The sequence below is a fragment of the Janthinobacterium sp. HH106 genome (genome assembly GCF_001758725.1).
In the GTDB taxonomy this organism is placed as follows: Bacteria; Pseudomonadota; Gammaproteobacteria; order Burkholderiales; family Burkholderiaceae_D; genus Janthinobacterium.
In genome coordinates this window covers 25,604-50,333 of the sequence record NZ_LRIC01000030.1, presented here as the reverse complement: position 1 = coordinate 50,333, position 24,730 = coordinate 25,604, and the positions used below count along the sequence as shown (strand labels likewise).

Genomic DNA, 24,730 nt, shown 5'->3' with positions numbered 1-24,730 from the left:
AAAATTAAGAAAAAATTCGCGCCGCCCAGGCGGCGCCACCAAAAAATAAGCGAGAACACTATGCAATGGGAAGTCGTCATCGGTCTTGAGAACCACGTGCAGCTCACGACCGAATCCAAAATTTTCAGCGGTTCGCCGATCAAGTACGGCGCCGAAGCCAACACGCAGGCCAGCCCCGTCGACCTGGCGCTGCCGGGCGTGCTGCCGGTGATGAACAAGCAGGCCGTCGACCGCGCGATCCGCTTCGGCCTGGCCGTGGGCGCCACCGTCGCGCCGCACTCGGTCTTTGCCCGCAAAAACTATTTTTATCCCGATTCGCCCAAGGGCTACCAGATCAGCCAGTTCGAAGACCCCGTCGTCATCGGCGGCGCACTGACCTTCGGCTACGAAAAGGATGGCGAATTCGTCACCAAGACGGTGAACCTGACGCGCGCCCACCTGGAAGAAGACGCCGGGAAGTCCTTGCATGAAGACTATGCCGGCATGAGCGGCATCGACTTGAACCGCGCCGGCACGCCGCTGCTGGAAATCGTCTCGGAACCGGAAATCCGCAGCGCCGCCGAAGCCGTGGCCTACGCCAAGGCCCTGCACTCGCTGGTCATGTGGCTGGGCGTTTGCGACGGCAACATGCAGGAAGGTTCGTTCCGCTGCGACGTCAACGTTTCCGTGCGTCCCGTCGGCCAGAAGGAATTCGGCACCCGCTGCGAGATCAAGAACCTGAACTCCTTCCGCTTCATCGAGGAAGCCGTGCACGTCGAAGTGCGCCGCCAGATCGAACTGATCGAAGACGGCGGCAAGGTCGTGCAGGCGACGCGTTTGTACGATCCGGACCGCAAGGAAACGCGCGAAATGCGCAGCAAGGAAGACGCCCAGGATTACCGCTACTTCCCGGACCCTGACCTGCCGCCGCTGGTCATCTCGCAAGCGTGGATCGACACGGTCAAGGCCTCGATGCCGGAACTGCCGGCCGCCATGCGCGCCCGCTTCATCAGCGAATACGCACTGCCGGACTACGATGCGCTGGTGCTGACGCAATCGAAAGCCATGGCCACCTACTTCGTCGCCGTGGTCGAGAAGGCCGGCAAGGAAAACGCCAAGGCCGCCGCCAACTGGCTGATGGGCGACGTCTCGTCGACCCTGAACCGCGAAGGCGTGGACCTGGACGACGCGCCCGTCTCCGCCGCCCAGCTGGCGGCCATGCTCAAGCGCATCGCCGACGGCACGATCTCGAACAAGGCGGCAAAGGAAGTCTTCGCCGGCATGTGGGAAGCGAAATCGGACGACGAGCACCTGGTCGACGCCATCATCGACGCCAAGGGCTTGAAGCAGATCTCGGACTCGGGCGCGCTGGAAGCCATCGTCGATGAAGTACTGGCGGCCAATGCCAAATCGGTGGAGCAGTACCGCGCCGGCAAGGAAGCGGCGATCAACGCGCTGATCGGCCAGGCCATGAAAGCGTCCAAGGGCAAGGCCAACCCGGCCCAGCTGACGGAACTGCTGAAGGCCAAGCTGGCGGGATAATTTTCACTCGCCCCCAAAAAAAGACGCTGCGGCGTCTTTTTTTTTGCCTGTCGGATCTCCTTATAAACAAGCTTGTCTACGTTTTATGTCACGTCTGACAGGCGTTTATACGCCACTGAAAATTAAAGTATACATTTTTGTCTACAAGGTTTAATCTAGCCATATTGAATTTCAGGCAAGAGGAAAACCGCATGGCCAAGACGCACGACACCCCGAAACCGACGGCAGCCGAGCTCGATCTGCTGCAGGCGCTGTGGCCGCTGGGTGCGGCCACGGCCAAGCAGGTGCACGAGGCGATGGCGCTGGCCAAGCCGGCCATCACCTATGGCACCGTGCTGCGCCTGATGCAGATCATGCATGGCAAGGGCTTGCTGATCCGCGACGAAAGCCAGCGCTCGCACGTGTATGCGCCGGCCCAGGCGCAGGACAGCCTGCAGACGAATCTGCTGAAGGAATTGATGCAGAAGGCCTTTGCCGGTTCGGCCAAGGCGCTGGTGCTGGCGGCGCTGCGCACGGGCGTGTCGCGCGCCGAACGCGAGGAAATCGAAAAAATGCTCAAGGACGATCAGTCATGAGCGGCTTCGTGCCGGCGCTGGGCTGGACCCTGCTGCACTTCCTGTGGCAAGGGCTGCTGATCGGCTGCGCCACGGCGCTGGCGTGGGCGGCCCTGCGCAATGCGCGTCCCGAGGCGCGCTACGCCGTCGGTTGCGGCGCCCTGCTGGCCTGCCTGGCGTGGCCGGCGGCGGGCTTGTATCTGCGCCTGGCCGGGGCCGATGCCACGGGCGCGCTGTACTCCAGCGCCTTGCTGCCCGCCGCGCTGCTGGCGCCCGACAGCCTGCCCGACCTGGACCTGCTGCTGCGCGCCGTCGTCGGCGTGTGGGCCCTGTGCGCCGCCGTGCTGGCCGTGCGCATGGCGCTGGGCATGCTGTGGATAGAGCGCAGCGCCAGGAACACGGGCACCACGCATGGACAACTGCAGACAAGGCTGTCGCGCATGGCGCACGATGCCGGCGTGGCGCGGCCGGTGCGGCTGCGCGTGCTCGACAACATCGCCAGTCCGCTCACGGCCGGCATCTGGCGCCCCATGGTGCTGGTGCCCGCGGCGCTGCTCACCGGCATGCCGCCGCACCTGCTCGATGCGCTGCTGGCGCATGAACTGGCGCACATCCGGCGCCACGATTATCTGATCAACCTGCTGCAAAACGCCATCGAGGCGCTGCTGTTCTTCCACCCCGCCGTCTGGTGGATTTCACGCAGCGTGCGCCTCGAACGCGAACATATTGCAGATGATTTCGCAGCAAGACAACTGGGCGAACCGCGGCGTCTGGCTCTTGCACTCTCGGAACTGGAACGTCTCCAGTTCTCAACCCACCACCTGGCCCAGGCGGCCAACGGAGGAGATCTTATGTCACGTATCAAACGATTGCTGCGCCCCGCACCACAAGCCCTGAACTGGAAGGCGGCCGTGCCGCTGCTGGCATTGGCCGGCGCCTGCCTCGGCATCTACGGCCAGGCCGTCGCCGCCGACAGCGCACCCGTGCTGGAGCGCCGCCCCGTCATCGACTTTGGCGTGTGCGGCAAACCGGTCTACCCGCCCGCATCGCTGCAGGCGAAGGAAACGGGCACGGTCAACCTGTCCTTTGATGTCGACGCCACCGGCAAGGTCCAAGGGTCAAGCGTGGTCAAGAGCAGCGGCCATCCTGCCCTCGACGAGGCGGCGCGCACTGGCATTGCCAAGTGCACGTTCAAGCCGGCCCTCGCTGGCGGCAAGCCGGTCAGCGCCAGCGTCAAGGTGCAATACGTCTGGAGCCTGAACTAAGATCCTATCCCAGTAGATGAATACATCTCTTGCAAGCGCCCCTCAGAAGCGGGGAGTCGTCGCGTGGCTCGCCACGCGTCCTCCTCGCGCCTTGTCCGCGCTCCTGATGTGCTGCTTGCAAAAGACGCTCCCTACTGGGATAGGCTCTAAAGCATGCGCGGCGGCATCGTGGCAGCATTGCTGCAGCGGTGCCGCCGCCCGCTTGCGGGTATGATCATGGATTCTTCCACGCACCTGTGAACCCGCCATGAACAAGATCAAAACCGGCCTGGTCGGCTACGGCTTTGCCGGCTCCACCTTCCACGCTCCCGTCCTGTCCGCCATCGATGCCCTGGAACTGGCGGCCGTCGCCTCCAGCAAGCCCGAGCTCGTGCACAAGGATTGGCCGCACGCGACCGTGTATGCGGAACCCGCGCAGCTGTTTGCCGATCCGTCCATCGAGCTGGTCGTCATCGCCGCCCCCAACGAGGCGCACTTCAGCCTGGCGCAGGCGGCCCTGCAAGCGGGCAAACACGTGGTGGTCGACAAGCCCTTCACCATTTCCAGCACCGAGGCGCAGAGCCTGATCGCGCTGGCGAAAGAGCGCCAGCTGGTGCTCAGCGTGTATCACAACCGGCGCTGGGATGGCGACTTCCTGACCTTGAAAGCGCTGCTGGCGCAGGGCACGCTGGGGCGCATCGCCAGCGTCGAATCGCACTTCGACCGTTTCCGCCCCGAGATCCGCCAGCGCTGGCGCGAGTCCGGCGCACCGGGCGGCGGCTTGCTGTACGACCTGGGCCCGCACATGCTGGACCAGGCCATGCAGCTGTTCGGCAAGCCGGAAAAGCTGTATGCCGATATCGTCCTGCAGCGCGATGGCGCGCAAGCCGTCGACTACATGCACATCGTTTTGTACTACGACCGGCTGCGCGTGGTGCTGCAAGCGGGCTGCCTGGTGAAGGCGCCGACGGCGCGCTTCGCCGTGCATGGCGACAAGGGCAGTTTCGTGAAATTCGGCCTCGACCCGCAGGAAGATGCCCTGAAGGCGGGCGGCAGGCCGTGCCAGCCCGGCTGGGGCGTCGACCCCGTGCGCGGCGCGCTGCACCTGGGCACGCAGCCGGACGGCCATTGCGAACACCTCGAAATGCAGGCGGGCCGCTACCAGGACTTTTACCAGAGCATGGCCGACGCCATCCGCCACGGCGCACCGGCGCCCGTGGCGGCCGAGGATGCGGCAGCGACGATACGCCTGATCGAACTGGCGCTGCAAAGCGCCGCCGAAGGGCGCGTGCTCGCGGTCAGTTGATGACGAAGGCAAGCACCACGGCGCCCAGCGCCAGCAGGGCCAGGCCGCAGATGAACAGCAGTTCGCCCCACGATTCGTAGCTCAAGCGCGACTGGCCGGGGCGCAGCGACATGAACGAGAGCACGGCGCTGACGAGAAAGACGATGGCATCGACGGCGAGCAGCTTGTCGATGGCCACGCGCACTTCGCCGCGCGGCGCCAAATGCCCGATCGACAGCACCGTCATGCACACGCCGACCATCGTCGCCGACGTGGGCAGGATATGCGCCGACAAGCCCCGCGCCGACAAGTCCCGTTCGGACGCCTTGCCGTCGCCAGGCATCAAGGCCGGCCCTGGTTCGTTCCCGCTGGCCAGACCAGCTCCACGCGCGCGGAACTGCCCGCCTTGATCTGCACCTTGCGTTCCAGCGACTTGCCGGCCAGGGTGGCGCGCAGGCTGTAGCTGCCCGGCGCCAGTTTCGCCAGCAGGAACGGTCCGCTGGCCGTCGTATCGAGCACCGGAGCGCCCTTGGCATCGCGTATTTCCAGCTTCACGTCGGAAGCAAATTCCGCCTTGCCCGCTGCCTGCACGGAAAACACCAGGCTCAAAGGCCAATGCCGGCTGGCGCTCTTGATGGCCGTCGACTCATCGAGGCCGATGCCGCCACTCAGGTACTCCACCGCCCCGTTCTTCTGCACGGGCGGCAGTGCGCCGTCGGTTTGCGCCTGCGCCGCACTTCCCAGCAACAGCCCGGCGGCCAGCATCGCCGCCGCCAGGCCCAGGGTACCGCGTCTGTTTAATGCCATCTCACTCTCCTCATGTCGGTTGAATCAAGATAGGAAGCGCAGCTTAGGCCAGTCTTAGAAGGTTAGCGCCGGCGCATGGCGTCGGCGATCTTCTGGTCCGTCTTGTACTGGCTCAGCGCATACACGGCCCAGATCGTGGCCGGCAGCCAGCCGATCAAGGTGATTTGCAGGATCAGGCAAATGATGCCGGCGATCGGGCGGCCGATCGTGAAAAAGGTCAGCCATGGGAGTAACAGGGCAATCAGCAAGCGCATCGTTCGTTCCTTGAGTATTCCCCTGTGCCGCGGGGACCGGGCCGGCATGCGCCGGCGGTAAATGCAGTCAAGCCGATTATAACGATACCCGGCCCTCACGCCTGCACGGGTGCCAGCAGTTTTTCCATCCAGGCCAGGATGGCGGCAAAGATCGCCTCGCGGTTCACCTCATTGAAATTCTCGTGATAGTTGGCCGGATAAAAATGATAGTCGAGCAAGCCATCGGGCACGCTGCGCAGCAGGCTTTCCGTGGCGCGGCTGTCGGCCAGCTTGTCGTCGCCCGCCACTGCGGCGAACAGGGGGAAGCGCCAGTCCGACAGGCCGCCCGCCAGTTCCTTTTGCGCCGACGTCAGCGCATGGGCAAACCGCACCGACGCCGCACTGGCGCGGATGCCGTCGCGCTCGTCCTGGAAATGACGCGCGGTGATGGTTTGATCGTGCGTGAGCAGCATGGTCAGGTTACCCAGCGGCACCTTCATCGTGGGGAAGCGCCGCGCCAGCCAGCCCGACAGCATCTGCAGCACCTTCGGCACGGGAATCGCATTCACGTAATACGGCGATGAAATCACAAATCCCTTGATGGCCGGATCGCCCGCAAAGCGGCGCAGCCCCAGGTGGGTGGCGATCAGGCCGCCCATGGAGTGGCCCATGACGAAGATCGGCACGCCCGGATACGCCTGCTTGACCCAGGCGAGGAACAGCTCTTCGTCGTCAAGGAAGGCGTCGAACGAGGGGATGTCCACCTTGCGCTTGCCATCGTGGCCCACCATGTCGAAGCTGACGGTGGCGATGCCGTGCTGGCGGAAGTATAGCGCCGGCGTGACGTAGTCGCCCGCATGCGCCATGCCGCCGTGGATGGCCAGGATCACGGCGCGGGGATGCTCCGGCTGCCAGATGTGGATGGGCCGCTCGACCCGGTCGCTGCACAGCAGGCTGGCCATCTTGTCTTCTGAAAAACGCATCGCTGCTCCTGTCATGCCCTGTCACGCCTTCAGATGATCGATCAACTGGCGCGCATACAGGGGTAATTCACTGAACTGGCGCACGCAGATCGTCAGATTGCGTACCGACCAGGGATCGGATAATTCCAGGCAGCGCAGCGCCATCGTCTGCTGGCAGCGGCTGGCCGCCGCCAGCGGCACCACGCTGATGCCCACGCCGCTGGCCACCATGCGGCACACGGCATCGAAGCTGCGCAGGCGCACGCGCACCTTCAAGGGGCGGCCCAGGCGTGCCGCATGCATGCCCAGATACTGCTGCATCGCGCTGTCGTCGGCCAGGCCGATGAAATCGTGATCCAGCAGCGTGGAGAACGCGACGACGCCATCCTGGCCCAGGGCGCGGTGATGCACGCCGTCGGCCGCGGCGATCACCACCAGCCGGTCGGGGCGGAACAGAAACGTCTGCAAGCCGCGCATGTCGACCGAGTCGGACACGATGCCCATGTCGGCCAGCCCTTCCGAGACGGCCTTGACGATATCGTAACTGAGGCGCTCTTCCAGGTCGATGGTCAGGTTCGGATGGCGGTCGAGAAAAGCGCCTAGCGCCTCGGGCAAAAATTCGCTGAGCGCGGCCGTATTGCACAGCAGGCGCAACTGCCCTTTCAAGCCGCGCGCAAACTCGCCAAGCTCGCCACGCATTTTCTCCATTTGCAGCAAGACGAGGCGCGCGTGATGCAGCAAGGTCTGGCCCACGGGCGTCGGCTCCACGCCGCGCCGTCCGCGCAGCAGCAAGGGCATGCCCAGCATCTCTTCCATGCCGCGCACGCGCGCACTGCTGGAGGCCAATGCGAGATGGCTGCGCGCGGCGCCCGCCGTCAGGCTGCCCGCTTCCACGACGTTGACGAACAGCTGCAAATCGACCAGATCAAAGCGCATGAGGGCTCCCCTTTTCACCATCTTACCAGCCTTCGTATTTTACTGAGGCTGACTCAAAATAATCCACCTTGGCGAAACCGCCCAGCACGCGCAGAATCCACGCAATTCACTGTGGAACAGAAAAAATGGAGACGTCATTTCTGCTGGCCGTCGGCGCCAGCTTCCTCGTCGCTGGCTTCGTCAAGGGCGTAGTCGGATTGGGCTTGCCGACGGTGGCCATGGGCACGCTCAGCCTCGTCATGCCGCCCGTGCAGGCGGCGGCCCTCTTGATCGTGCCGTCGATGGTGACGAATGTCTGGCAGCTGGCGGCCGGCCCCGGCCTGCGCGCCCTGCTGCGGCGCCTGTGGCCCATGCTGGCCGCCGTCATGGCCGCTACCGTGGCGGGCGGCGCCCTGCTGCCGGCCGACAGCGGCGCCTGGGCCGTCGTCGCGCTGGGCGTGGCGCTGATGCTGTATGCGCTGGCGGGCCTGTTCTCGCTGCAGCTGCGCGTGCCGGCGCGGCACGAAGCGTGGCTGGGGCCATTGGCGGGCGCGGCGACGGGACTGGTGACGGCCGCCACGGGCGTATTCGTGATCCCCGCCGTGCCGTATCTGCAGGGACTGGGGCTGGCGCGCGACGCGCTGGTGCAGGCGCTGGGCCTGGCGTTTACGGCTTCGACCGTGGCGCTGGCGGCCAGCCTGGCCCTGCACGGCGACTTCAGCCTCGGCGCGGCCGGCGCATCCGCGTATGCGCTGCTGCCGGCGCTGGCCGGCATGCTGGCCGGCCAATGGCTGCGCGGGCGCATCGCGCAGCAGGTATTCAAGCGCTGCTTTTTTATCGGCCTGTTCGCCCTGGGCCTGCATGCGGCGGTCAAACCATGGCTGGCGTGATGCGGATAGACTGGCAAGGGGACAGCGCGCTGTGCGCGTGGATCGACGGCCAGCAGGTGGCCATGCTCGATATCAGCAGAGAGGCCGATGAAGTGACGGTGAACATGCTGTTCGTGAAACCGCCGTTCCGCCGGCGCGGCATCGGCGGCGCGCTGCTGCAGCGGCTGCTGCAATGCCATCCGCAAGCTGGCGCCGCCTGCAGCGACCCGCGGCTGCGGGCGCTGCTGGAAAAGACGACTTAAATACCGTAGCGCGTGCGGTACGCGGAAACGGCATCCTTGTATTGGAGCAGTTCCGGATCGGCGCCCGCGCCGTTCAGGTAGCCGAACAAGTCGTCCAGGTTGCCGATCGAGATGACGGGAATGCCGTACTGTTTCGACACTTCCTGCACCGCCGAACTTGGCGACAGCTGGCCGTCCGGGCCCGAACGCTCCATGCGGTCCAGGGCGATCAGCACGGCGCATGGTTCGGCACCGGCGGCGCGGATCATGTCCACCGATTCGCGCACCGAAGTGCCGGCCGAGATCACATCGTCAATGATGACGACTTTACCATGCAGCTTGGCGCCGACGATGGTGCCGCCTTCGCCATGGTCCTTGGCTTCCTTGCGGTTGAAGGCGAACGAGGTGTTGCGGCCCTTGCCGGCCAGCGCCACGGCGGTGGCCGACGCCAGGGTGATGCCCTTGTAGGCGGGGCCGAACAGCATGTCGAATTCCACGCCCGAGTCGAGCAGGGTCTGCGCGTAGAACTGCGCCAGTTCGGCCAGGGTGGCGCCGTCATGGAACAGGCCCGCATTGAAGAAGTACGGCGATGATCGCCCGGCCTTGGTGGTGAACTCGCCAAACCGCAAGACTCCCTTGGATACTGAAAACGCGATAAACTGCTGGCGTAAATTATTCACATTAGCCTCATTTTTTAAAAGTGCCTGTATTTTAATCCGCGCGCAGCGGCGAGACAATCGCCATGCCGCGCCCGCCGGCCCCGTCCAGCGCCCTTTTCATTCTCACTCTATGCCAAAAATTATCTCCGCCAACCTGAACGGCATCCGTTCCGCCGCCAAAAAAGGCTTTTTCAACTGGATGGGCACGCAGACGGCCGATTTCATCTGCGTGCAGGAATTGAAGGCGCAGCTGCCCGACATGACGCCGGAATTCCTCAACCCGCACGGCTACCATGGCCATTTCCACTATGCCGAGAAAAAGGGCTACTCCGGCACGGGCGTATACAGCAAGGTGGAACCGGACGCCGTGCATATCGGTTTCGGCAGCCCTGAATTCGATGCCGAAGGCCGCTACGTGCGCTGCGATTTTGGCAACCTGTCCGTCATTTCCGTGTACTGCCCGTCCGGCTCGTCCGGGCCGGAACGCCAGGAAGCCAAGTTTCGCTTCATGGAACTGTTCCTGCCGCACCTGCTGGAATTGAAGGCGCTGGGCCGCGAAGTGGTCATCTGCGGCGACTGGAACATCGCCCACCATGAAATCGACCTGAAGAACTGGAAGGGCAACAAAAAGAATTCCGGCTTCCTGCCGGAAGAGCGTGCGTGGCTGACGCGCGTCTTCGACGAAGTGGGCTTTGTCGACGTGCACCGCGGCCTGGACAAGCGCGAAGACCAGTACACGTGGTGGAGCAACCGCGGACAAGCCTACGCGAAGAACGTGGGCTGGCGCATCGATTACCACGTCGCCACGCCCGGCATCGCAGCCCAGGCGCATACGGTCAGCGTCTACAAGGACGAGCGGTTTTCCGATCACGCACCGTTGATCATCGATTACACGGTCAAGGGCTGATCTGATACGTCCGTGGTAGTGTCGGCTTACGCGCTGCGCGCTAACCCGACCTACGCTGAATCTGCCGTAGGTCGGATTAGGTCCGCAGGACCGTAATCCGACAGCATTGTTGGCACGTCAGTGATGGTGGCGGATTAAGCATGCCACGCCAGCACGCGCCGGCTTTCGAAATGGCGCGGCTCGCCGCTCAAAGGGTCCGTGAAATCGATGGCCCGCGCCAGCAGCTGCAAGGGCTGCGACATGTCGTCTTCCTTGCACGGCAGGGCCACCGGGTAAAACGCATCGTTGACGATGGGGATGCCCAGCGAGGCCAGGTGCACGCGCAGCTGGTGCTTGCGCCCCGTATGCGGCTGCAGCCGGTACAGATTCACGCCGCCGCGCTCTTCGATCACGTCGATGACGGTTTCCGAGTTCGGCTCGCCCGCTTCCTCGCGCATGAGGAAAAACTGCGCGCCCTCGACCATGCGGCTGTGGTAGGTAAATGGAAAATCGCGTCCCGCCAGCACGGGCGCCAGCGCCTCGTACGTCTTGCGCACCTCGCGGCGCTGGAACAGCGACTGATAGGCGCCACGGCTGGCGATCTGGCGCGAAAAAATCACCACGCCGGCCGTCTCGCGGTCGAGGCGGTGGATCGGCGTGAGGTCGGCGCTATCGAGCCGTTTCTTCAGGCGCGTCAGCAAGGTCTCCTGCACGAAGCGCCCGCCCGGCGTCATGGGCAGGAAATGCGGCTTGTCGACCACGATCAGATGCTCGTCCTGAAACAGGATATCTTCCTGGAAGGGAATCGGCGTTTCCCGCTCCAGCTCGCGGTAGTAAAAAATGCGCATGCCGCGCTTGTATCCGCTGCCGGGCGCCAGCACGGCGCCGTCGCCATCGACCACTTCACCGCGCGCCATGCGGTCCCTCCATTGCGCGGCGCTGATCTGCGGATAGCGCTCGACCAGAAAGGACAGCATGTCCGGCCACTGCCCTTCCGGCAGCCACAGGTAGCTGGCCGCCACGCCGTCGCGCATGGGCAAAGGTGCGGCGGCGTGACGCTTGGTCATCCTAGCGCTGCGCGATGGCGTTGCTGCGGTATGGCGGCAAGGCGTCCACGCTGACGCCCTTGCTGCGCGCGTACAGGGGCAGCACTTGCGCCATGTGGCTGTTCATCTGCGAGATACGGTCCTTGCCCGACGGGTGCGTCGAGAGGAATTCCGGCGGCGCGCCCTTGCTCACGGCCGCCATTTTCTGCCACAGGATGACACCGGCGCGCGGGTCGAAACCGGCGCGCGCGGCCAGGTCCATGCCGATCAAGTCCGCTTCGCGTTCATCGTCGCGCGAAAACTTCAGCATCACGCCCTGCGCCGCCATATTCGTGGCGGTACTGGTGATGCTCGGATCGACACCGAGCCAGGCCGACAGTCCGGCGCCGGCCAGCTTGGCGCCGACGGCGGCCAGGTTGCCCTTGCCCGCCTGCGCCTGCGAGTGTTCGCGCAAGGCGTGCGAAATCTCATGGCCCATGACGATGGCCACTTCGTCGTCGGTCAGATTCAGCTTGGTGATGATGCCGCTGTAAAAAGCGATCTGCCCGCCCGGCATGCAGAATGCATTGACCTGGTCGGAATTGAGCAGGTTGACCTGCCAGTTCCAGTCGGCCGCCGCCTCGTTCCAGCGCGTGGCAAACGGGATGATGCGCTGGGCGATGGCGCGCAGGCGTTTCACTTGCGGATCGCTGTCGGGCACCAGCGCATTTTTTTCCTTCGCCTCGTTGACCAGCTGCGCATATTGCTGCTTCGATTGTGCATTGAAATCGGCGCCGCCGGCAAAGATGCGCGACGTCGACAGGGGACGCACCTTGATGCCGTCCTGGACCGTCGCCTGCTGGGCATGGGCGGACAGGGGCGCCAGCGCGGTGGCCGCGCACAGGCTGGCCAGGATGGCGTAACGTTTAAGGGATATTGGTGCCATTGGCAGACCTCCATGGAGCAATTTTAGGCAGCATCATCATGGCCGGAAAGGCCAGGAAGAAGCACACGATGAAAAACGAGAACCAGCCCAATTCCGCGACCAGAAAGCCCACCGAGGCATTGATCAGGGTGCGCGGCACGGCGCTCAGGCTGGAAAACAAGGCATATTGCGTGGCCGTATAGCGCGGGTCCGTGGTGCGCGACAGGAACGCGACAAAGGCGGCCGCGCCCAGGCCCAGGCTGGCGAAGGCTTCAAAACCGATCACGGCGCTGAGCAGCATGGTATTCGGCCCCACCTGCGCCAGCCAGGCGAAACCCAGAATCGCGATCGCCTGCAGCGCGCCAAACACCCACAGGCCCCGGTTGATGCCCAGCTTGAGCATCCACACGCCACCGACCACGCCACCGGCCAGGCTGGCCCAGAAACCCGTGGTGTTGGCGGCCAGGCCGATCTGCGTCATGGAAAAACCCAGGTCCAGATAGAACTTCGTCGCCAGCGCCGTGGCCATGCTGTCGCCGATTTTGTAGAGTAATACGAAGGCAAGTATCCACATTGCGTTACGCCAACCATCGCGTGCGATGAATTCCTGGAACGGCAGGATGATCGCTTCGCGCATGGTCTTTGGCGGCGAGCCGTACACGGTGGGTTCCCTGATCAGCAAGGTGCACATGAGGCCCGGCAGCATGAAGGCGGCCGTGATCCAGAACACGGGCTGCCATGGCATGCGGTCGGCCAGGATCAGCGACAGCGCGCCCGGCACCATGCCCGCCACTTTATACGCGTTGACGATGACGGCCGCGCCCAGGCCCTGCTCGTTGTCGGCAAGGATTTCACGCCGGTAGGCGTCGATGACGATGTCCTGGCTGGCCGACAGAAAGGCCACGCCGCCGGCGGCGGCCGCGATCAGGCCGATCTGCGTGAGCGGATCGAGCATGCCCATGGCGCCGATGGAAAAGAACAGCGCCACTTGCGTGAGCGCCATCCAGCCGCGCCGGCGTCCCAGTCCCAGGATGCGGTAGCGGTCCATCAGGGGCGCCCACAGGAATTTCCAGATGTACGGGAACTGCACCAGGGCGAACAGCCCCAGCGCCTTGACGTTCAAGCCCGACTTGGCCAGCCATGCCTGCAGCAGGTACAGCAGGATGAACAGGGGCAGGCCGGAACTGAAGCCCAGCACCAGCACGGCCAGCATGCGGCCATTGGCATAGGAACGCCAGCCGGGCGCCGGGCTTGTGCTCATCAATGCACCGCTTTTTTACGCAGGCGGAAGACGGCCAGGTCGCCACGCAGGTTCGGCAGCACGGAAACCATCTTGCCTTCGGCCAGGGCCACGCATTCGATCACTTCCAGGCCGCATTCCTCGGCCAGCTCGCGGAAGTCGTTGATGGTGGCGCAGCGCACGTTGGGCGTGTCGTACCACTGGTAGGGCAGCGACTTCGACACGGGCATGCGGCCTTTCAGCAAGGCCACGCGGTGCGGCCAGTAGGCGAAGTTGGGGAACGAGACGATAGCCTCGGCGCCCACGCGCACGATGTCGCGCAGCAGCGGCTCGACCTGCTTCATCATCTGCAAGGACGACAGGCACAGCACCGTATCGAAACTGTTGTCGCCAAAGATGGCCAGGCCCTTTTCCATGTCCTGCTGGATCACGTTCACGCCGCGCAGGGTGCTGGCCAGCACCTTGTCGTCGGCGATCTCGATGCCATAGCCGCTGCACTCCTTGTCGCTTTGCAGATACTGCAGCATCACGCCTTCGCCGCAGCCCACGTCCAGCACATGCGCGTTGTTCGGCACCCAATGGGCGATGAAGGCCAGGTCGGGGCGCAGCGCGCTCAATTCGTCAAAAGTCATGCGGTCTCCTTGGCGCCCTGGCGGACGGCGGTGTGCGGTGCAGGAGCGGGCAAGCCCGCCCCGATGTCGTTCCAAACCTGGCCATAATAGGCGCGCACCATGTTCATATAGCGCGCGTCTTCCAGCAGGAAGGCGTCGTGGCCGTGCGGCGCGTCGATTTCGGCATACGTGACCTGGCGGCGGTTGCACACCAGCGCTTCGACGATCTCGCGGCTGCGTTCTGGCGAGAAGCGCCAGTCGGTGGAAAACGAGGCGAGGAAGAACCTGGCCTTGGTACCCGACAGGGCTTTGGCCAGGTCGCCGCCATGCGCGCGCGCCGGATCGAAATAGTCGAGCGCCTTGGTGATCAATAAATACGTGTTCGCGTCGAAGTACTCGGAGAACTTGTCTCCCTGGTAGCGCAGATACGATTCGATCTCGAAGTCGATGCCGAAGCCGAATTTGTAGTCGCCCGTCTGCGCCGCGTCGCGCAGCTTGCGGCCGAATTTCTCGGCCATGTCGTCATTCGACAGATACGTGATGTGGCCCACCATGCGCGCCACGCGCAAGCCGTTCTTCGGCACCACGCCGTGCGCATAGAAGTCGCCGCCATGGTAATCGGGGTCGGACAGGATGGCCTGGCGCGCCACGTCGTTGAAGGCGATGTTTTGCGCCGACAGCTTGGCCGTCGAGGCGATCACCACGCAGTGGCGCAGCCGCTCGGGGAACATGATGCTCCACGCCAGCGCCTGCATGCCGCCCAGCGATCCGCCCATCACGGCGGCGAACTGGGTGATGCCCAGTTCATCGGCCAGGCGCGCCTGCGCGCTGACCCAGTCTTCCACCGTCACGACGGGGAAGCTGGCGCCATACGGCTTGCCGGTGGCGGGATTGGTGTGCATGGGGCCCGTCGAGCCGAAGCAGGAGCCGAGGTTGTTGACGCCGATGACGAAGAACTTGTCCGTGTCGAGCGGCTTGCCGGGGCCGACCATATTGTCCCACCAGCCCGTGCTTTTCGGCTCGTCCGCATAGACGCCGGCCACGTGGTGCGAGGCGTTCAGGGCGTGGCAGACCAGCACCGCGTTCGATTTGTCGGCGTTCAGGGTGCCGTAGGTTTCATACATCAACATATAGTCCCGCAGCGATGCGCCGCTTTGCAGCTGCAGGGGTTGCGCAAAATACATGGTTTGCGGCGAAACGATTCCAATGGATGACATGTGTGTCGGTTTATAAAAGGGGGGCGGCCCCACGGGCCATGGTCGATGCAGCACCGCGATGATAGGTGCTGCAACTTTAACATCAGGACACCTCTTGCCGCGCGCGATGTGTCCTGATGCTTAAGGTGACAGTTTACATGAGCTGCAGTTGCTGGACGGCTTCCGCGATCACATTTGGTTCCATCGAACGCATAATTTTGCGCATTTGTGGCGCAATCAGGCCCAGGTCGCTGTTGAGGATCTCTTGCTTGACCGCTAACAGCTGCGCCGGATGCATGGAAAACTCGCGCAAGCCCATGCCCAGCAGCAAGCGCGTGAGCTTCACGTCGCCCGCCATCTCGCCGCACACGGCCACGTCGATGCCCGCCTTGTGGCCGGCCGCGATCGTCATCGAGATCAGCTGCAGCACGGCCGGGTGCAGCGGATTGTACAAATGCGCCACTTCGTAGTCGACCCGGTCGATGGCCAGGGTGTACTGGATCAGATCGTTCGTGCCGATCGACAGGAAATCCATGCGCTTGACGAACATGGGCAGGGCCAGCGCGGCGGCCGGAATCTCGATCATGGCGCCCACTTCGACCTCGTCGTCGAACTTGACGCCCTCCTCGCGCAGGCTGGCCTTCGCCTGCGCGATCATGGCCAGCGACTGGTCGATCTCGAACGCATGCGCGAGCATCGGGATCAGGATGCGCACCTTGCCGAAGGCGGAGGCGCGCAGGATGGCGCGCAGCTGCGTCAGGAACAATTGCGGCTCGGCCAGGCAGTAGCGGATGGCGCGCAGGCCCAGGGCGGGATTCAAGGCCGTATGGTCGGACTGGTCGAGCGGCTTGTCGGCGCCGATGTCGAGCGTGCGGATGGTGACGACTTTTCCCTTCATCGACTGCACCGTGTTGCGGTAAGCCTCGAACTGCTCGTCCTCGGTGGGAATCTTGTGGGCGCGGCCCATGAACAGGAATTCGGAGCGGAACAGGCCCACGCCGCTGGCCCCCGACTCCAGCGCAAACGCGCAATCCTCGGGCAACTCGATATTCGCCAGCAGGGTGACGGGCGTGCCGCATTTGGTGACGGCCGGCGTCTTTTTCAGCTTGCCCAGCTTCTTGCGCGCGCGCTGCATGGCCACCTGGCGCTCGCGGTACTGTTCCAGCACCAGCGCGCTGGGGTTGGCGATGACGACGCCGGCGTCGCCGTCGATGATCAGCCAGTCATCCTGGTCGATCAGCATCGACGCCTGCGACATGCCGACGGCGGCCGGGATGTCGAGGCTGCGCGCGACGATGGCCGTGTGCGAGTTCTGCCCGCCCACGTCGGTGATGAAACCGATGAAGGAGCGGTCGCGGAACTGCAGCATGTCGGCCGGAGAAATGTCGTGCGCGACGACGATCATCTGCGCCATCAATTCGTCTTCGGCCGCGGCCTTGGGCAGCAGCTGCTCCGTGCCCAGCAAGACTTTCAATACGCGCTCGGCCACCTGCTGGATGTCGGCCTTGCGTTCGCGCAGGTACGGGTCTTCGATTTCATCGAACTGCGCCGACAACTCATCGATCTGCGTCAACAGCGCCCATTCGGCGTTGTAATGGCGCTTGCGGATGATGTCGAGCGGCGCTTCGGAAATCATCGGGTCGGAGAGGATCAGCGCATGCACGTCGATGAACGCGCCCAGCTCCGTGGGCGCATCCTTGGGCAGCTCGTTCCACAGGGTCTGCAGTTCCTTGTGGACGGTGGCGATGGCGCTTTGCAGGCGCTGGACTTCGGCTTCGATCTGTTCCTGGGCGACCAGGTAATGTTTGACGTCAAGGGCGGCCGGCGCCAGCAGATGTGCGCGGCCGATGGCGATGCCGCGGGAAACCGGGATGCCGTGGAGCGTGAAAGATGCCATGGGTTGACCTGTCGGAATGCGGCTGCGGCTGCGTTCGGCGGGCATTACTCGCCTTCGCCAAACCTGTCATTAATCAGGGCGGTGAGCGCATCGACACATGCCTGCTCATCATCGCCCTCGGCTTCCAGGGTCACTTTCGCGCCCTTGCCGGCGGCCAGCATCATCACGCCCATGATGGACTTGGCGTTGATGCGGCGCGCGTTGCGGGTCAGCCAGACGTCGCTCTTGAACTTGGCGGCGAGCTGGGTAAATTTGGCGGAGGCGCGTGCGTGCAGTCCCAGCTTGTTGATGATTTCGAGTTCTTTTTGAATCATTTTTGTATGGTCTCTATCCCTGAATGCACTACGCTGATGACAATCTTGGCCTATAAAACCCGCCGCCTTCAGGGCGGCGGCCATGTACTTCCTTACTCGCCCACGCGAATGCGGTTATCGACGCGCACGGCGCCGCTTTGCGCGCCGGCCAGCGCCATCTCCACCACCACGTCGAGCGTGTCGCGGCGATACGTGATGGCGCGCAGCAGCATCGGCAGGCTGATGCCGGCGATGACTTCCACCCTGCCCGCATCGGCCAGCTTGTTGCAGCAGTTCGACGGCGTGCCGCCCTTCACGTCGGTAATCACCAGCACGCCGGAACCGTCGTCGAGGCGGCAGATGGCGTCCGACGCCAGCTTTTGCACTTCCGCCAGGTCCTGGTCGGCGACGACGTCGATGGCTTCAAACCGCTCCGTTGGACCGCGAAACACATGCGCGCAGGCAGCGATGAAAGCCTGTCCCAGCGGTGCATGTGTCATGAGCAAAATCCCTACCATAGTCAATACCCTCTAGCGCTGCTGCGCTTGCGCAACGCCATGCTCGACGGCGTCGACAAACATGGCAGCCACGTCAAAACCCGTTTGCTGCATGATTTCCTGGAAGCAGGTCGGGCTGGTGACATTGACTTCCGTCAGATAGTCGCCGATCACGTCCAATCCTACCAGCATCAGGCCACGCGCGGCCAGGATCGGGCCCAGCTTTTCTGCGATTTCCAGGTCGCGCGCCGTCAATGGCTGCGCCACGCCCGTGCCGCCGGCCGCCAGGTTGCCCCGCACTTCGCCCGCCTGCGGGATGCGCGCCAGCGAAAACGGCACCGGCTTGCCGCCGATGACGAGGATGCGCTTGTCGCCCTTGACGATGTCGGCGATAAAACGCTGCGCCATGATGGTCTGCGCGCCGTTCTCGCTCAAGGTCTCGATGATGGCGCCCAGGTTCAGGCCATCGGCCTTGACGCGGAAGATGCCCGTGCCGCCCATGCCGTCGAGCGGCTTGAAGATGACGTCCTGGTGCTTGGCGTGGAAGGCGCGCAGGCGCGCTTCATCCGACGTCACCAGGGTCGGCGACGTGAATTCGGAAAACTGGGCAATGGCCAGCTTTTCATTGTTGTCGCGGATGGCGGACGGCTTGTTGAAGACGTGCGCGCCCTGCTTTTCCGCCAGTTCCAGCAAATACGTGCCGTACACGTATTCCATGTCGAACGGCGGGTCCTTGCGCTCGATGATGGCGTCCAGGGCCGACAGGCGCACTTCCTCGGTCGAGACGACCTTGTACCAGTCGTGTTCGTCGCCCGTCAGCGCGATGTGTTTTACCCGTGCCGTGACGATGCCCTCTTCCAGCGCCATGTCCTTCTGTTCGAACGCGTACACGGCGTGGCCGCGCTTGGCCGCCTCGCGCATCATGGCGAAGGTGGAATCTTTGTAAGTCTTGAAGCCTGCCAGCGGGTCGGCAAGGAATGCAATTTTCATGGTGCGTCCAATCGGGGAGCCTGGATAAGGAATGCTTGATTCTAGCCGAGATCGCCAGGTGCGGTAGTCACCGCGCCCGGCAAGCTGCGGGGAGCGATCAATACACCTCGGGATTCGGGTCCGTGCGCTCCATTTCCAGCGACGCGGCCAGCAAGGCCAGGCGCGCCACCACGCCATACACATAGAAGCGGTTCGGCGCGGCCGTGCCCGGCTTGGCCTTCAAGTCCGGCACGGCATGCTGCTGGGCAAACGCCAGCGGCACGTACTGCGAGCCGGGCGCGTTCAGGTTCTGGTCGACGCCCTTTTCCGCGTGCACGCGGTAGAAACCGCCCACCACATAGCGGTCGATCATGTAGACGACCGGTTCCGCCACGGCATCCTTGATGCTTTCAAACGTGGGCACGCCTTCCTGGATGATGACGTCGGTGACGACCTTGCCGTCCTTGACGATGGACATCTTGTCGCGCTGCTTGCGCGACAGGTCGCGCACTTCGCTGGCGTCGCGCACCGTCATGATGCCCGTGCCATACGTGCCCGCATCGGGCTTGACGATGACAAACGGCTTTTCCTTGATGCCGTATTCCTTGTATTTCTTGCGGATCTTGGCCAGCAGCACGTCGACGCTGGCGGCCAGCGCATCTTCGCCCTCGCCTTCCTGGAAATTGACGTCGCTGCACTTGGCGTGGAAGGGATTGAGCATCCACGGGTCGACATCGATCATCTTGCCGAATTTTTTCACCACTTCATCGTAGGCCGTGTAGTGGTTGCTCTTGCGGCGCAAGGCCCAGCCCGCGTGCAAGGGCGGCAGCAAGCTTTGTTCATGAATATTTTGCAAGATATCGGGGATGCCGTCCGACAAGTCGTTATTCAGCAGAATCGTGCACGGGTCGAAATCCTTCAAGCCCAGGCGGCGGCCGTTGTTCAGGCGCACGAGGGGCTCGATGACGAGCATGTTGCCGTCCGGCAGGGCCAGCGGTGTCGGCTGGGTGATCTCGGGCGACCACGAACCGAAGCGCACGTGCAGTCCCGTCTGGCGGAAGATTTGCATCAGGCGCGCCACGTTCTGCAGGTATTGCGGCGTGGTGTTGTGCAATTCCGGCACGATCAGCAGGTTGCGGGCGTCCGGGCAATACTTGTCGATGGCAGCCATGGCGGCCTGCACGGACAGGGGCAGCATTTCCGTGGCCAGGTTATGGAAACCGCCAGGGAACAGATTGGTATCGACGGGCGCCAGTTTGTAGCCGGCGTTACGCAAGTCTACCGAGCAATAGAAGGGCGGCGTGTGTTCTTGCCACTCCATGCGAAACCAGCGCTCAATGGCCGGCGTCGCGGCCAGAATCTTTTTTTCGAGGTCGAGCAGCGGTCCGGTCAGGGCCGTGACGAGATGGGGAACCATAGTTACATCCTTAAATTATGTGCAGTATTCAAAAAAGCACACAGAACTGCCGACTATATTACCGTGTAAGTACCCCAAATCGGGGCAAAACCCTTGTTTTAAAGACCTTTTCCATTCCCACAACGAAAAAAAGGCACCTCAATGAGGCGCCTTTCTGGCCGGACATGCCGCGCCGGGGCGCTGGCATGCCAGATCCTTGTTATTTAACCATGATACGCTTGCTCGCCATGGCTGGTGATGTCGAGGCCTTCGCGCTCTTCTTCTTCCGGTACGCGCAAGCCGATGACGATGTCGACCAGTTTATAGGCGACGACGGAGACGACGGCCGACCACAGGATGGTGGTGCCGACCGCTTGCGCCTGCACCCACACCTGATGACCGATCGAATACGGATCGGCCGACATCTTGTTGGTGACATAGTCGAAGATGCCCTGGCCGCCCAATTGTGGTGCAGCAAACACGCCCGTCAGCAAGGCACCGAGGATACCGCCCACGCCATGCACGCCGAACACGTCGAGCGAATCGTCGGCGCCGATCAGGCGTTTCAGGCCATTCACGCCCCACAGGCAGACGATACCGGCCAGCAGGCCGATGACCAGGCCGCCCATCGGGCCGACAAAGCCGGCCGCCGGGGTGATCGCCACCAGGCCGGCCACGGCGCCGGACGCGCCACCGAGCATGGATGGCTTGCCTTTGCTGATCCACTCGCCAAATACCCACGACAGGGTGGCGGCGGCAGTGGCCAGCAAGGTGTTGACGAAGGCCAGGGCCGCCACGTCGCCCGCTTCCAGCGAGGAACCGGCATTGAAACCGAACCAGCCCACCCACAGCAGCGAGGCGCCGATCATGGTCATCGTCAGCGAGTGCGGCGCCATCGATTCGCGGCCGTAGCCGACGCGCTTGCCGATCATGATCGCGCCCACTAGGCCGGCGACGGCGGCATTGATGTGCACCACGGTGCCGCCGGCGAAGTCCAGCGCGCCTTTTTGCCAGATCCAGCCCGCTTTCAGGGCTTCGCTGGCCGAGGTGGCGGCATTGGTGATCAGGTCAGGACCGGTCCAGAACCACACCATGTGGGCCGCTGGCAGGTAGGCGAACGTGAACCACAGCACGACGAAGGCCAGCACGGCGGCAAACTTGGCGCGCTCGGCGAAGGCGCCGACGATCAGTGCGCAGGTGATGGCGGCAAACGTGCCCTGGAAAGCGACGAAGACGAACTCGGGAATGACGACGCCCTTGCTGAAGGTGGCGGCGGCGGCAAACGTGCCCTTGGCCGGATCCCAGATACCGTTCAGGAACAGGCGGTCGAAGCCACCGAAGAAGGCGGTTTTTTCCGTAAAGGCGATCGAGTAGCCGTAGATACACCACAGCACGATGACCAGCGCGAACACCATGAACACTTGCATCAGCACCGACAGCATGTTCTTCGAGCGCACCAGGCCGCCGTAGAACAGGGCCAGGCCGGGGATGGTCATCAAAATCACCAGCAAAGTGGAAATCATCATGAAACTGGTATCGCCCTTGTTGGCGACAGGGGCGGCAGCCGGTGCGGCAGCGGCCGGGGCCGGGGCGGCGGCAGCGGGCGCGGCGTCAGGCACGGGCGTGACGGCGGGGGCGGCAACGGCCGTGGTCGTGGCCGCCTCCGTCTTGGCAGGGGCATCGGCAAAGCTCGGCGTGGCGACGCCAAACGCACACAGACAGGCTATCCCAGCGAGCAATTTTGTTATATTTTTACGCATCAATATTCCCCTTAGAGCGCTTCGTTGCCGGTTTCACCGGTACGGATGCGGATGACTTGTTCCAGGTTGTAGACGAAAATCTTGCCGTCGCCGATTTTACCGGTACGCGCGGCGCCTTCGATCGCTTCGATGGCCTGGTCGACAATGGCGTCATCGACGGCTGCTTCAATCTTGGTTTTTGGCAAAAAATCAACGACATACTCGGCGCCACGGTAGAGTTCCGTATGGCCTTTCTGGCGGCCGAAACCTTTGACTTCGGTGACGGTAATGCCTTGCACATTGATAGCCGACAAGGCTTCGCGTACTTCGTCCAGTTTGAACGGTTTAATGATTGCAGTAATCATTTTCATGGCAGTCTCGCTTAAAAGGTTTTGGATACGGTCAGCACGAGACCGGATTTCGCCAGATTCTTGCCATTCGGTGCCAGCGACGTGATGTTGGCCTTGACGGCGGCCAGAGCCACGGTCACCACGCCGAAATCCTTGGTCACGCCGATCTTGTAATCGTTATAGCTGAGGGCATCGTTGTGCGCGACCTTCTGGCGTCCGGCATGCAGGTTCAGCATGTAGCCATCGTGCACATCGACGTTGGCACCCACATCGAGGTAGCCGCTGTTCTTGCTGTCAGGCACGCCGAACAGATTACTGGTCGAATGCGAGTACTTGATGTAGGCCGGGCCATAGCCGAGCTGGCCGTACAGTTCGAAGGTGTTCGCGTTGGTGCTCAGCCCATTCGAGGGATAGAAGTAGTACAGGCCGCCCACATCGTAGGTGAAATCCTTGCTGATCTCGCCACGTTTGCCGCCGTAGATATCCCATTCCAGGTTGGTATCGCCGCCGCCGTCTTTGATCCATTTGATGCTCGACAGCCAGGTCCCCACGTACAAACCCGTCGGATTGTGGGTATAGTCGGCGCCGCCGCTGATGGCAGGGTCGAGACGGCTTTGCGACACGCCACGGTAGCGGTAGTCGCTGGTCAGCGCCACGTTGTAGCTCACCACGTTATCAGGTACGGCTTCGGCCGCAGCAGGCGCCGCCACTGCATCCTGGGCCATGGCGCTGCCGCACAAGGCGGTCATGGCCAGCGTCAACGCTGCAGCTAAAGTCATGTTCTTGGACAGATTCTTCATGGCGATTCCCTTTTATTGAACTTTTAAAGCGGTTGAGGTTTAAAATCTTGGCTGGAGATCACAAAGCGTTCATACCTTCTTTAGCAGAATACGTGCCAGCTCTCTTGCCACCTTGACAGGTGCCTTTCCGGCCATACATACCGTGCAAGCCGCTGGGCATGCGGAAATACGTTGCTGAAGCGTTGTGGATTTGCCTATTTTCGCACCAGATTAACACCGCTGTGCACCGCAATGGTGCGATGCACATGCCGCACCATAAAAGGACTGAACATGGACATGAATACCTTCTTTAACGACTTGCAAGGCAAGATCCACCAGGCCATCGAGAACTCGCCGGCCAAGGATATCGAGAAAAACGTGAAATCGATGATGACCCAAGGCTTCGCCCGCCTCGATCTCGTCACGCGCGAGGAATTCGATATCCAGGCGCAAGTGCTGGCCAAGACCCGCGCCAAGCTCGACGCACTGGAATTGCGCCTGATCGAACTGGAAACCCGTCTGAACGAACCCAAGGCCAAGGTGTAAGGTTGTAAGGTGACGCCAGCCAGACCACGTTATTGACGGCCTTGCTGGCATAGCTCAAGCCTGACGGCGTTTCACGCGCTAGACTGAGACTGCCCGCGCCCGCGCCACAGGGGAGTTTGATGAGTCTGGCCGTCCTGAAAAGCCGCGCCCTGGCCGGCATGGAAGCGCCCGAGGTAAGTGTCGAAGTCCACCTTGCCAACGGTTTGCCTTCGTTTACGATAGTCGGCCTGCCGGATACGGAAGTGAAGGAATCGCGCGACCGCGTCCGTGCCGCGCTGCAAAACTGCGGCTTTGAGATGCCGGCGCGGCGCATCACGGCCAACCTGGCGCCGGCGGACTTGCCCAAGGAATCGGGGCGCTTCGACCTGCCTATTGCCTTGGGTATCCTGGCCGCCTCGGGCCAGTTGCCGGGCGACCAATTACATCACTACGAATTCGCGGGCGAACTGTCGCTCTCTGGCCAGTTGCGTCCCATTCGCGGCGCCCTGGCCATGACCTTTGCCATGCAGCGCTGCCCGGCGGGCGCGCCACGCGCCTTCATCCTGCCGCAGGCGAATGCGGACGAGGCGGCGCTCGTCCGCGATGCCTGCATCTATCCCGCCCACAGCCTGCTCGAAGTCTGCGCGCATTTTGCCGCGCACGGCAGCCAGACCGCCCTGCAACGCCATCAGCCCATGCTGGCAGCGCACGTCTTTCCGTATCCTGACTTTGCCGACGTGCAAGGGCAGCAGCAGGCGCGGCGGGCGCTGGAAGTGGCGGCCGCGGGCGGCCATAACGTCCTGATGGTCGGGCCGCCGGGCGCGGGCAAGACCATGCTGGCCAGCCGTTTTCCCGGCGTGCTGCCGCCCATGAGCGACGAAGAGGCGCTGGAATCGGCTGCCGTGCATTCGCTGGGCGGCCACTTCAAGGTGGAACACTGGAAACGCCGCCCCTATCGCGCCCCGCACCAGACGGCGTCCGGCGTGGCCCTGGTGGGCGGCGGCTGTGACTTTCTCAAATAACTGCGACATTTTCGAAATAAATGCGATAATAATTCCACAGACCAACATTTCTACGTCGTTAACGCGAACCTGTTAATGCACAGGCGAAC

At 63.2% G+C, this 24,730-nt stretch carries 27 protein-coding genes and 1 pseudogene; 9 read left to right on the top strand and 19 right to left on the bottom strand.

Annotation, left to right across the window (positions count from 1 at the left end; genetic code table 11):
• The first annotated feature begins 45 nt into the window (after positions 1–45).
• The 4 genes from gatB to JAB8_RS13210 all read left to right on the top strand — a co-directional run bounded on the left by gatB (position 46) and on the right by JAB8_RS13210 (position 4,625).
• On the top strand, positions 46–1,521 hold the full coding sequence (gene gatB / locus JAB8_RS13225; protein WP_275528101.1) for an Asp-tRNA(Asn)/Glu-tRNA(Gln) amidotransferase subunit GatB: 1,476 nt from the start codon (positions 46–48) through the stop codon (positions 1,519–1,521).
• A gap of 191 nt (positions 1,522–1,712) precedes the next feature.
• Positions 1,713–2,096, top strand: coding sequence for a BlaI/MecI/CopY family transcriptional regulator (locus JAB8_RS13220; RefSeq protein WP_070289952.1), 384 nt, complete (start codon positions 1,713–1,715; stop codon positions 2,094–2,096).
• Positions 2,093–3,340 carry a M56 family metallopeptidase gene (locus JAB8_RS13215; RefSeq protein WP_070289951.1) on the top strand — a complete coding sequence of 416 codons (1,248 nt, stop codon included), beginning with the start codon at positions 2,093–2,095 and terminating at the stop codon, positions 3,338–3,340. The genes JAB8_RS13220 and JAB8_RS13215 overlap by 4 nt, the downstream gene beginning before the upstream one ends.
• Positions 3,341–3,587: 247 nt before the next feature.
• Complete coding sequence (locus JAB8_RS13210) at positions 3,588–4,625, top strand: oxidoreductase (RefSeq protein WP_070289949.1); 1,038 nt, start codon at positions 3,588–3,590, stop codon at positions 4,623–4,625.
• Here the strand turns inward: JAB8_RS13210 and JAB8_RS13205 are convergent.
• From JAB8_RS13205 to JAB8_RS13185, 5 genes are all read right to left on the bottom strand, one after another.
• Positions 4,618–4,947, bottom strand: a complete 330-nt coding sequence (locus JAB8_RS13205; protein ID WP_070289947.1) for a hypothetical protein — start codon at positions 4,945–4,947, stop codon at positions 4,618–4,620. The two genes, JAB8_RS13210 and JAB8_RS13205, sit on opposite strands and share 8 nt — an antisense overlap.
• Positions 4,947–5,411 (bottom strand): carboxypeptidase regulatory-like domain-containing protein, encoded by a 465-nt coding sequence (locus tag JAB8_RS13200; RefSeq protein WP_070289945.1) that lies wholly within the window; start codon positions 5,409–5,411, stop codon positions 4,947–4,949. Before JAB8_RS13200 ends, JAB8_RS13205 begins: the two co-directional genes overlap by 1 nt.
• A gap of 62 nt (positions 5,412–5,473) precedes the next feature.
• Positions 5,474–5,665 carry a YqaE/Pmp3 family membrane protein gene (locus JAB8_RS13195; RefSeq protein ID WP_070222801.1) on the bottom strand — a complete coding sequence of 64 codons (192 nt, stop codon included), beginning with the start codon at positions 5,663–5,665 and terminating at the stop codon, positions 5,474–5,476.
• A 95-nt stretch (positions 5,666–5,760) separates the two neighbouring features.
• A complete protein-coding gene (locus JAB8_RS13190; RefSeq protein WP_070289944.1) occupies positions 5,761–6,627 on the bottom strand; it encodes an alpha/beta fold hydrolase in 867 nt (288 codons plus the stop codon).
• Between the two features lie 21 nt (positions 6,628–6,648).
• Positions 6,649–7,542 (bottom strand): LysR substrate-binding domain-containing protein, encoded by an 894-nt coding sequence (locus JAB8_RS13185; protein WP_070222806.1) that lies wholly within the window; start codon positions 7,540–7,542, stop codon positions 6,649–6,651.
• A gap of 125 nt (positions 7,543–7,667) precedes the next feature.
• Between JAB8_RS13185 and JAB8_RS13180 the strand changes: the two genes are divergently transcribed.
• Together JAB8_RS13180 and JAB8_RS13175 are read left to right on the top strand one after the other, a co-directional pair.
• Positions 7,668–8,411, top strand: a complete 744-nt coding sequence (locus JAB8_RS13180) for a sulfite exporter TauE/SafE family protein (protein ID WP_070289942.1) — start codon at positions 7,668–7,670, stop codon at positions 8,409–8,411.
• Complete coding sequence (locus JAB8_RS13175) at positions 8,399–8,653, top strand: GNAT family N-acetyltransferase (protein ID WP_070289940.1); 255 nt, start codon at positions 8,399–8,401, stop codon at positions 8,651–8,653. Before JAB8_RS13180 ends, JAB8_RS13175 begins: the two co-directional genes overlap by 13 nt.
• On the opposite strand, the gene pyrE is transcribed toward JAB8_RS13175, so the two are convergent.
• Positions 8,650–9,312, bottom strand: a complete 663-nt coding sequence (gene pyrE / locus JAB8_RS13170) for an orotate phosphoribosyltransferase (RefSeq protein ID WP_070222812.1) — start codon at positions 9,310–9,312, stop codon at positions 8,650–8,652. The two genes, JAB8_RS13175 and pyrE, sit on opposite strands and share 4 nt — an antisense overlap.
• 109 nt (positions 9,313–9,421) lie before the next feature.
• Here pyrE and JAB8_RS13165 point away from each other — a divergent pair, with 109 nt between their 5' ends.
• Positions 9,422–10,198, top strand: a complete 777-nt coding sequence (locus tag JAB8_RS13165; RefSeq protein WP_070222814.1) for an exodeoxyribonuclease III — start codon at positions 9,422–9,424, stop codon at positions 10,196–10,198.
• A 134-nt stretch (positions 10,199–10,332) separates the two neighbouring features.
• Here JAB8_RS13165 and JAB8_RS13160 read toward each other — a convergent pair whose 3' ends face one another.
• The 13 genes from JAB8_RS13160 to JAB8_RS13100 form a co-directional block, all read right to left on the bottom strand.
• Positions 10,333–11,244 (bottom strand): pseudouridine synthase, encoded by a 912-nt coding sequence (locus JAB8_RS13160; RefSeq protein ID WP_070289938.1) that lies wholly within the window; start codon positions 11,242–11,244, stop codon positions 10,333–10,335.
• A gap of 1 nt (position 11,245) precedes the next feature.
• Complete coding sequence (locus JAB8_RS13155; protein ID WP_070289936.1) at positions 11,246–12,148, bottom strand: M48 family metallopeptidase; 903 nt, start codon at positions 12,146–12,148, stop codon at positions 11,246–11,248.
• Positions 12,129–13,388 carry an AmpG family muropeptide MFS transporter gene (locus JAB8_RS13150; RefSeq protein WP_070289934.1) on the bottom strand — a complete coding sequence of 420 codons (1,260 nt, stop codon included), beginning with the start codon at positions 13,386–13,388 and terminating at the stop codon, positions 12,129–12,131. Before JAB8_RS13150 ends, JAB8_RS13155 begins: the two co-directional genes overlap by 20 nt.
• Positions 13,388–13,999 carry a methionine biosynthesis protein MetW gene (gene metW, locus JAB8_RS13145; protein WP_070222822.1) on the bottom strand — a complete coding sequence of 204 codons (612 nt, stop codon included), beginning with the start codon at positions 13,997–13,999 and terminating at the stop codon, positions 13,388–13,390. Before metW ends, JAB8_RS13150 begins: the two co-directional genes overlap by 1 nt.
• The gene (locus JAB8_RS13140) at positions 13,996–15,195 is read right to left on the bottom strand and encodes a homoserine O-acetyltransferase (protein WP_071650235.1); all 1,200 of its coding nucleotides are present in this window, start codon (positions 15,193–15,195) and stop codon (positions 13,996–13,998) included. The genes metW and JAB8_RS13140 overlap by 4 nt, the downstream gene beginning before the upstream one ends.
• A 133-nt stretch (positions 15,196–15,328) precedes the next feature.
• On the bottom strand, positions 15,329–17,071 hold the full coding sequence (gene ptsP, locus JAB8_RS13135) for a phosphoenolpyruvate--protein phosphotransferase (protein ID WP_070222880.1): 1,743 nt from the start codon (positions 17,069–17,071) through the stop codon (positions 15,329–15,331).
• Positions 17,072–17,115: 44 nt separating this feature from the next.
• On the bottom strand, positions 17,116–17,385 hold the full coding sequence (locus tag JAB8_RS13130) for an HPr family phosphocarrier protein (protein WP_010393142.1): 270 nt from the start codon (positions 17,383–17,385) through the stop codon (positions 17,116–17,118).
• Between the two features lie 92 nt (positions 17,386–17,477).
• Positions 17,478–17,882 (bottom strand): PTS fructose transporter subunit IIA, encoded by a 405-nt coding sequence (locus tag JAB8_RS13125; protein ID WP_035824452.1) that lies wholly within the window; start codon positions 17,880–17,882, stop codon positions 17,478–17,480.
• A 12-nt stretch (positions 17,883–17,894) separates the two neighbouring features.
• Positions 17,895–18,851 (bottom strand): glutathione synthase, encoded by a 957-nt coding sequence (gshB, locus tag JAB8_RS13120; protein WP_070289932.1) that lies wholly within the window; start codon positions 18,849–18,851, stop codon positions 17,895–17,897.
• Between the two features lie 97 nt (positions 18,852–18,948).
• Complete coding sequence (gene gshA, locus JAB8_RS13115; protein ID WP_070222828.1) at positions 18,949–20,247, bottom strand: glutamate--cysteine ligase; 1,299 nt, start codon at positions 20,245–20,247, stop codon at positions 18,949–18,951.
• A 203-nt stretch (positions 20,248–20,450) separates the two neighbouring features.
• On the bottom strand, positions 20,451–21,986 hold the full coding sequence (amt, locus tag JAB8_RS13110; protein WP_070289930.1) for an ammonium transporter: 1,536 nt from the start codon (positions 21,984–21,986) through the stop codon (positions 20,451–20,453).
• Between the two features lie 11 nt (positions 21,987–21,997).
• Positions 21,998–22,336, bottom strand: coding sequence for a P-II family nitrogen regulator (locus JAB8_RS13105; protein WP_010393464.1), 339 nt, complete (start codon positions 22,334–22,336; stop codon positions 21,998–22,000).
• An 11-nt stretch (positions 22,337–22,347) separates the two neighbouring features.
• Positions 22,348–23,115 carry a TorF family putative porin gene (locus JAB8_RS13100; protein WP_070289927.1) on the bottom strand — a complete coding sequence of 256 codons (768 nt, stop codon included), beginning with the start codon at positions 23,113–23,115 and terminating at the stop codon, positions 22,348–22,350.
• Between the two features lie 270 nt (positions 23,116–23,385).
• Here JAB8_RS13100 and JAB8_RS13095 point away from each other — a divergent pair, with 270 nt between their 5' ends.
• Together JAB8_RS13095 and JAB8_RS13090 are read left to right on the top strand one after the other, a co-directional pair.
• Complete coding sequence (locus tag JAB8_RS13095) at positions 23,386–23,640, top strand: accessory factor UbiK family protein (protein WP_070289926.1); 255 nt, start codon at positions 23,386–23,388, stop codon at positions 23,638–23,640.
• Between the two features lie 119 nt (positions 23,641–23,759).
• A pseudogene (locus tag JAB8_RS13090) lies at positions 23,760–24,623 on the top strand (magnesium chelatase domain-containing protein); the annotation flags it as partial.
• Positions 24,624–24,730 lie beyond the last annotated feature (107 nt).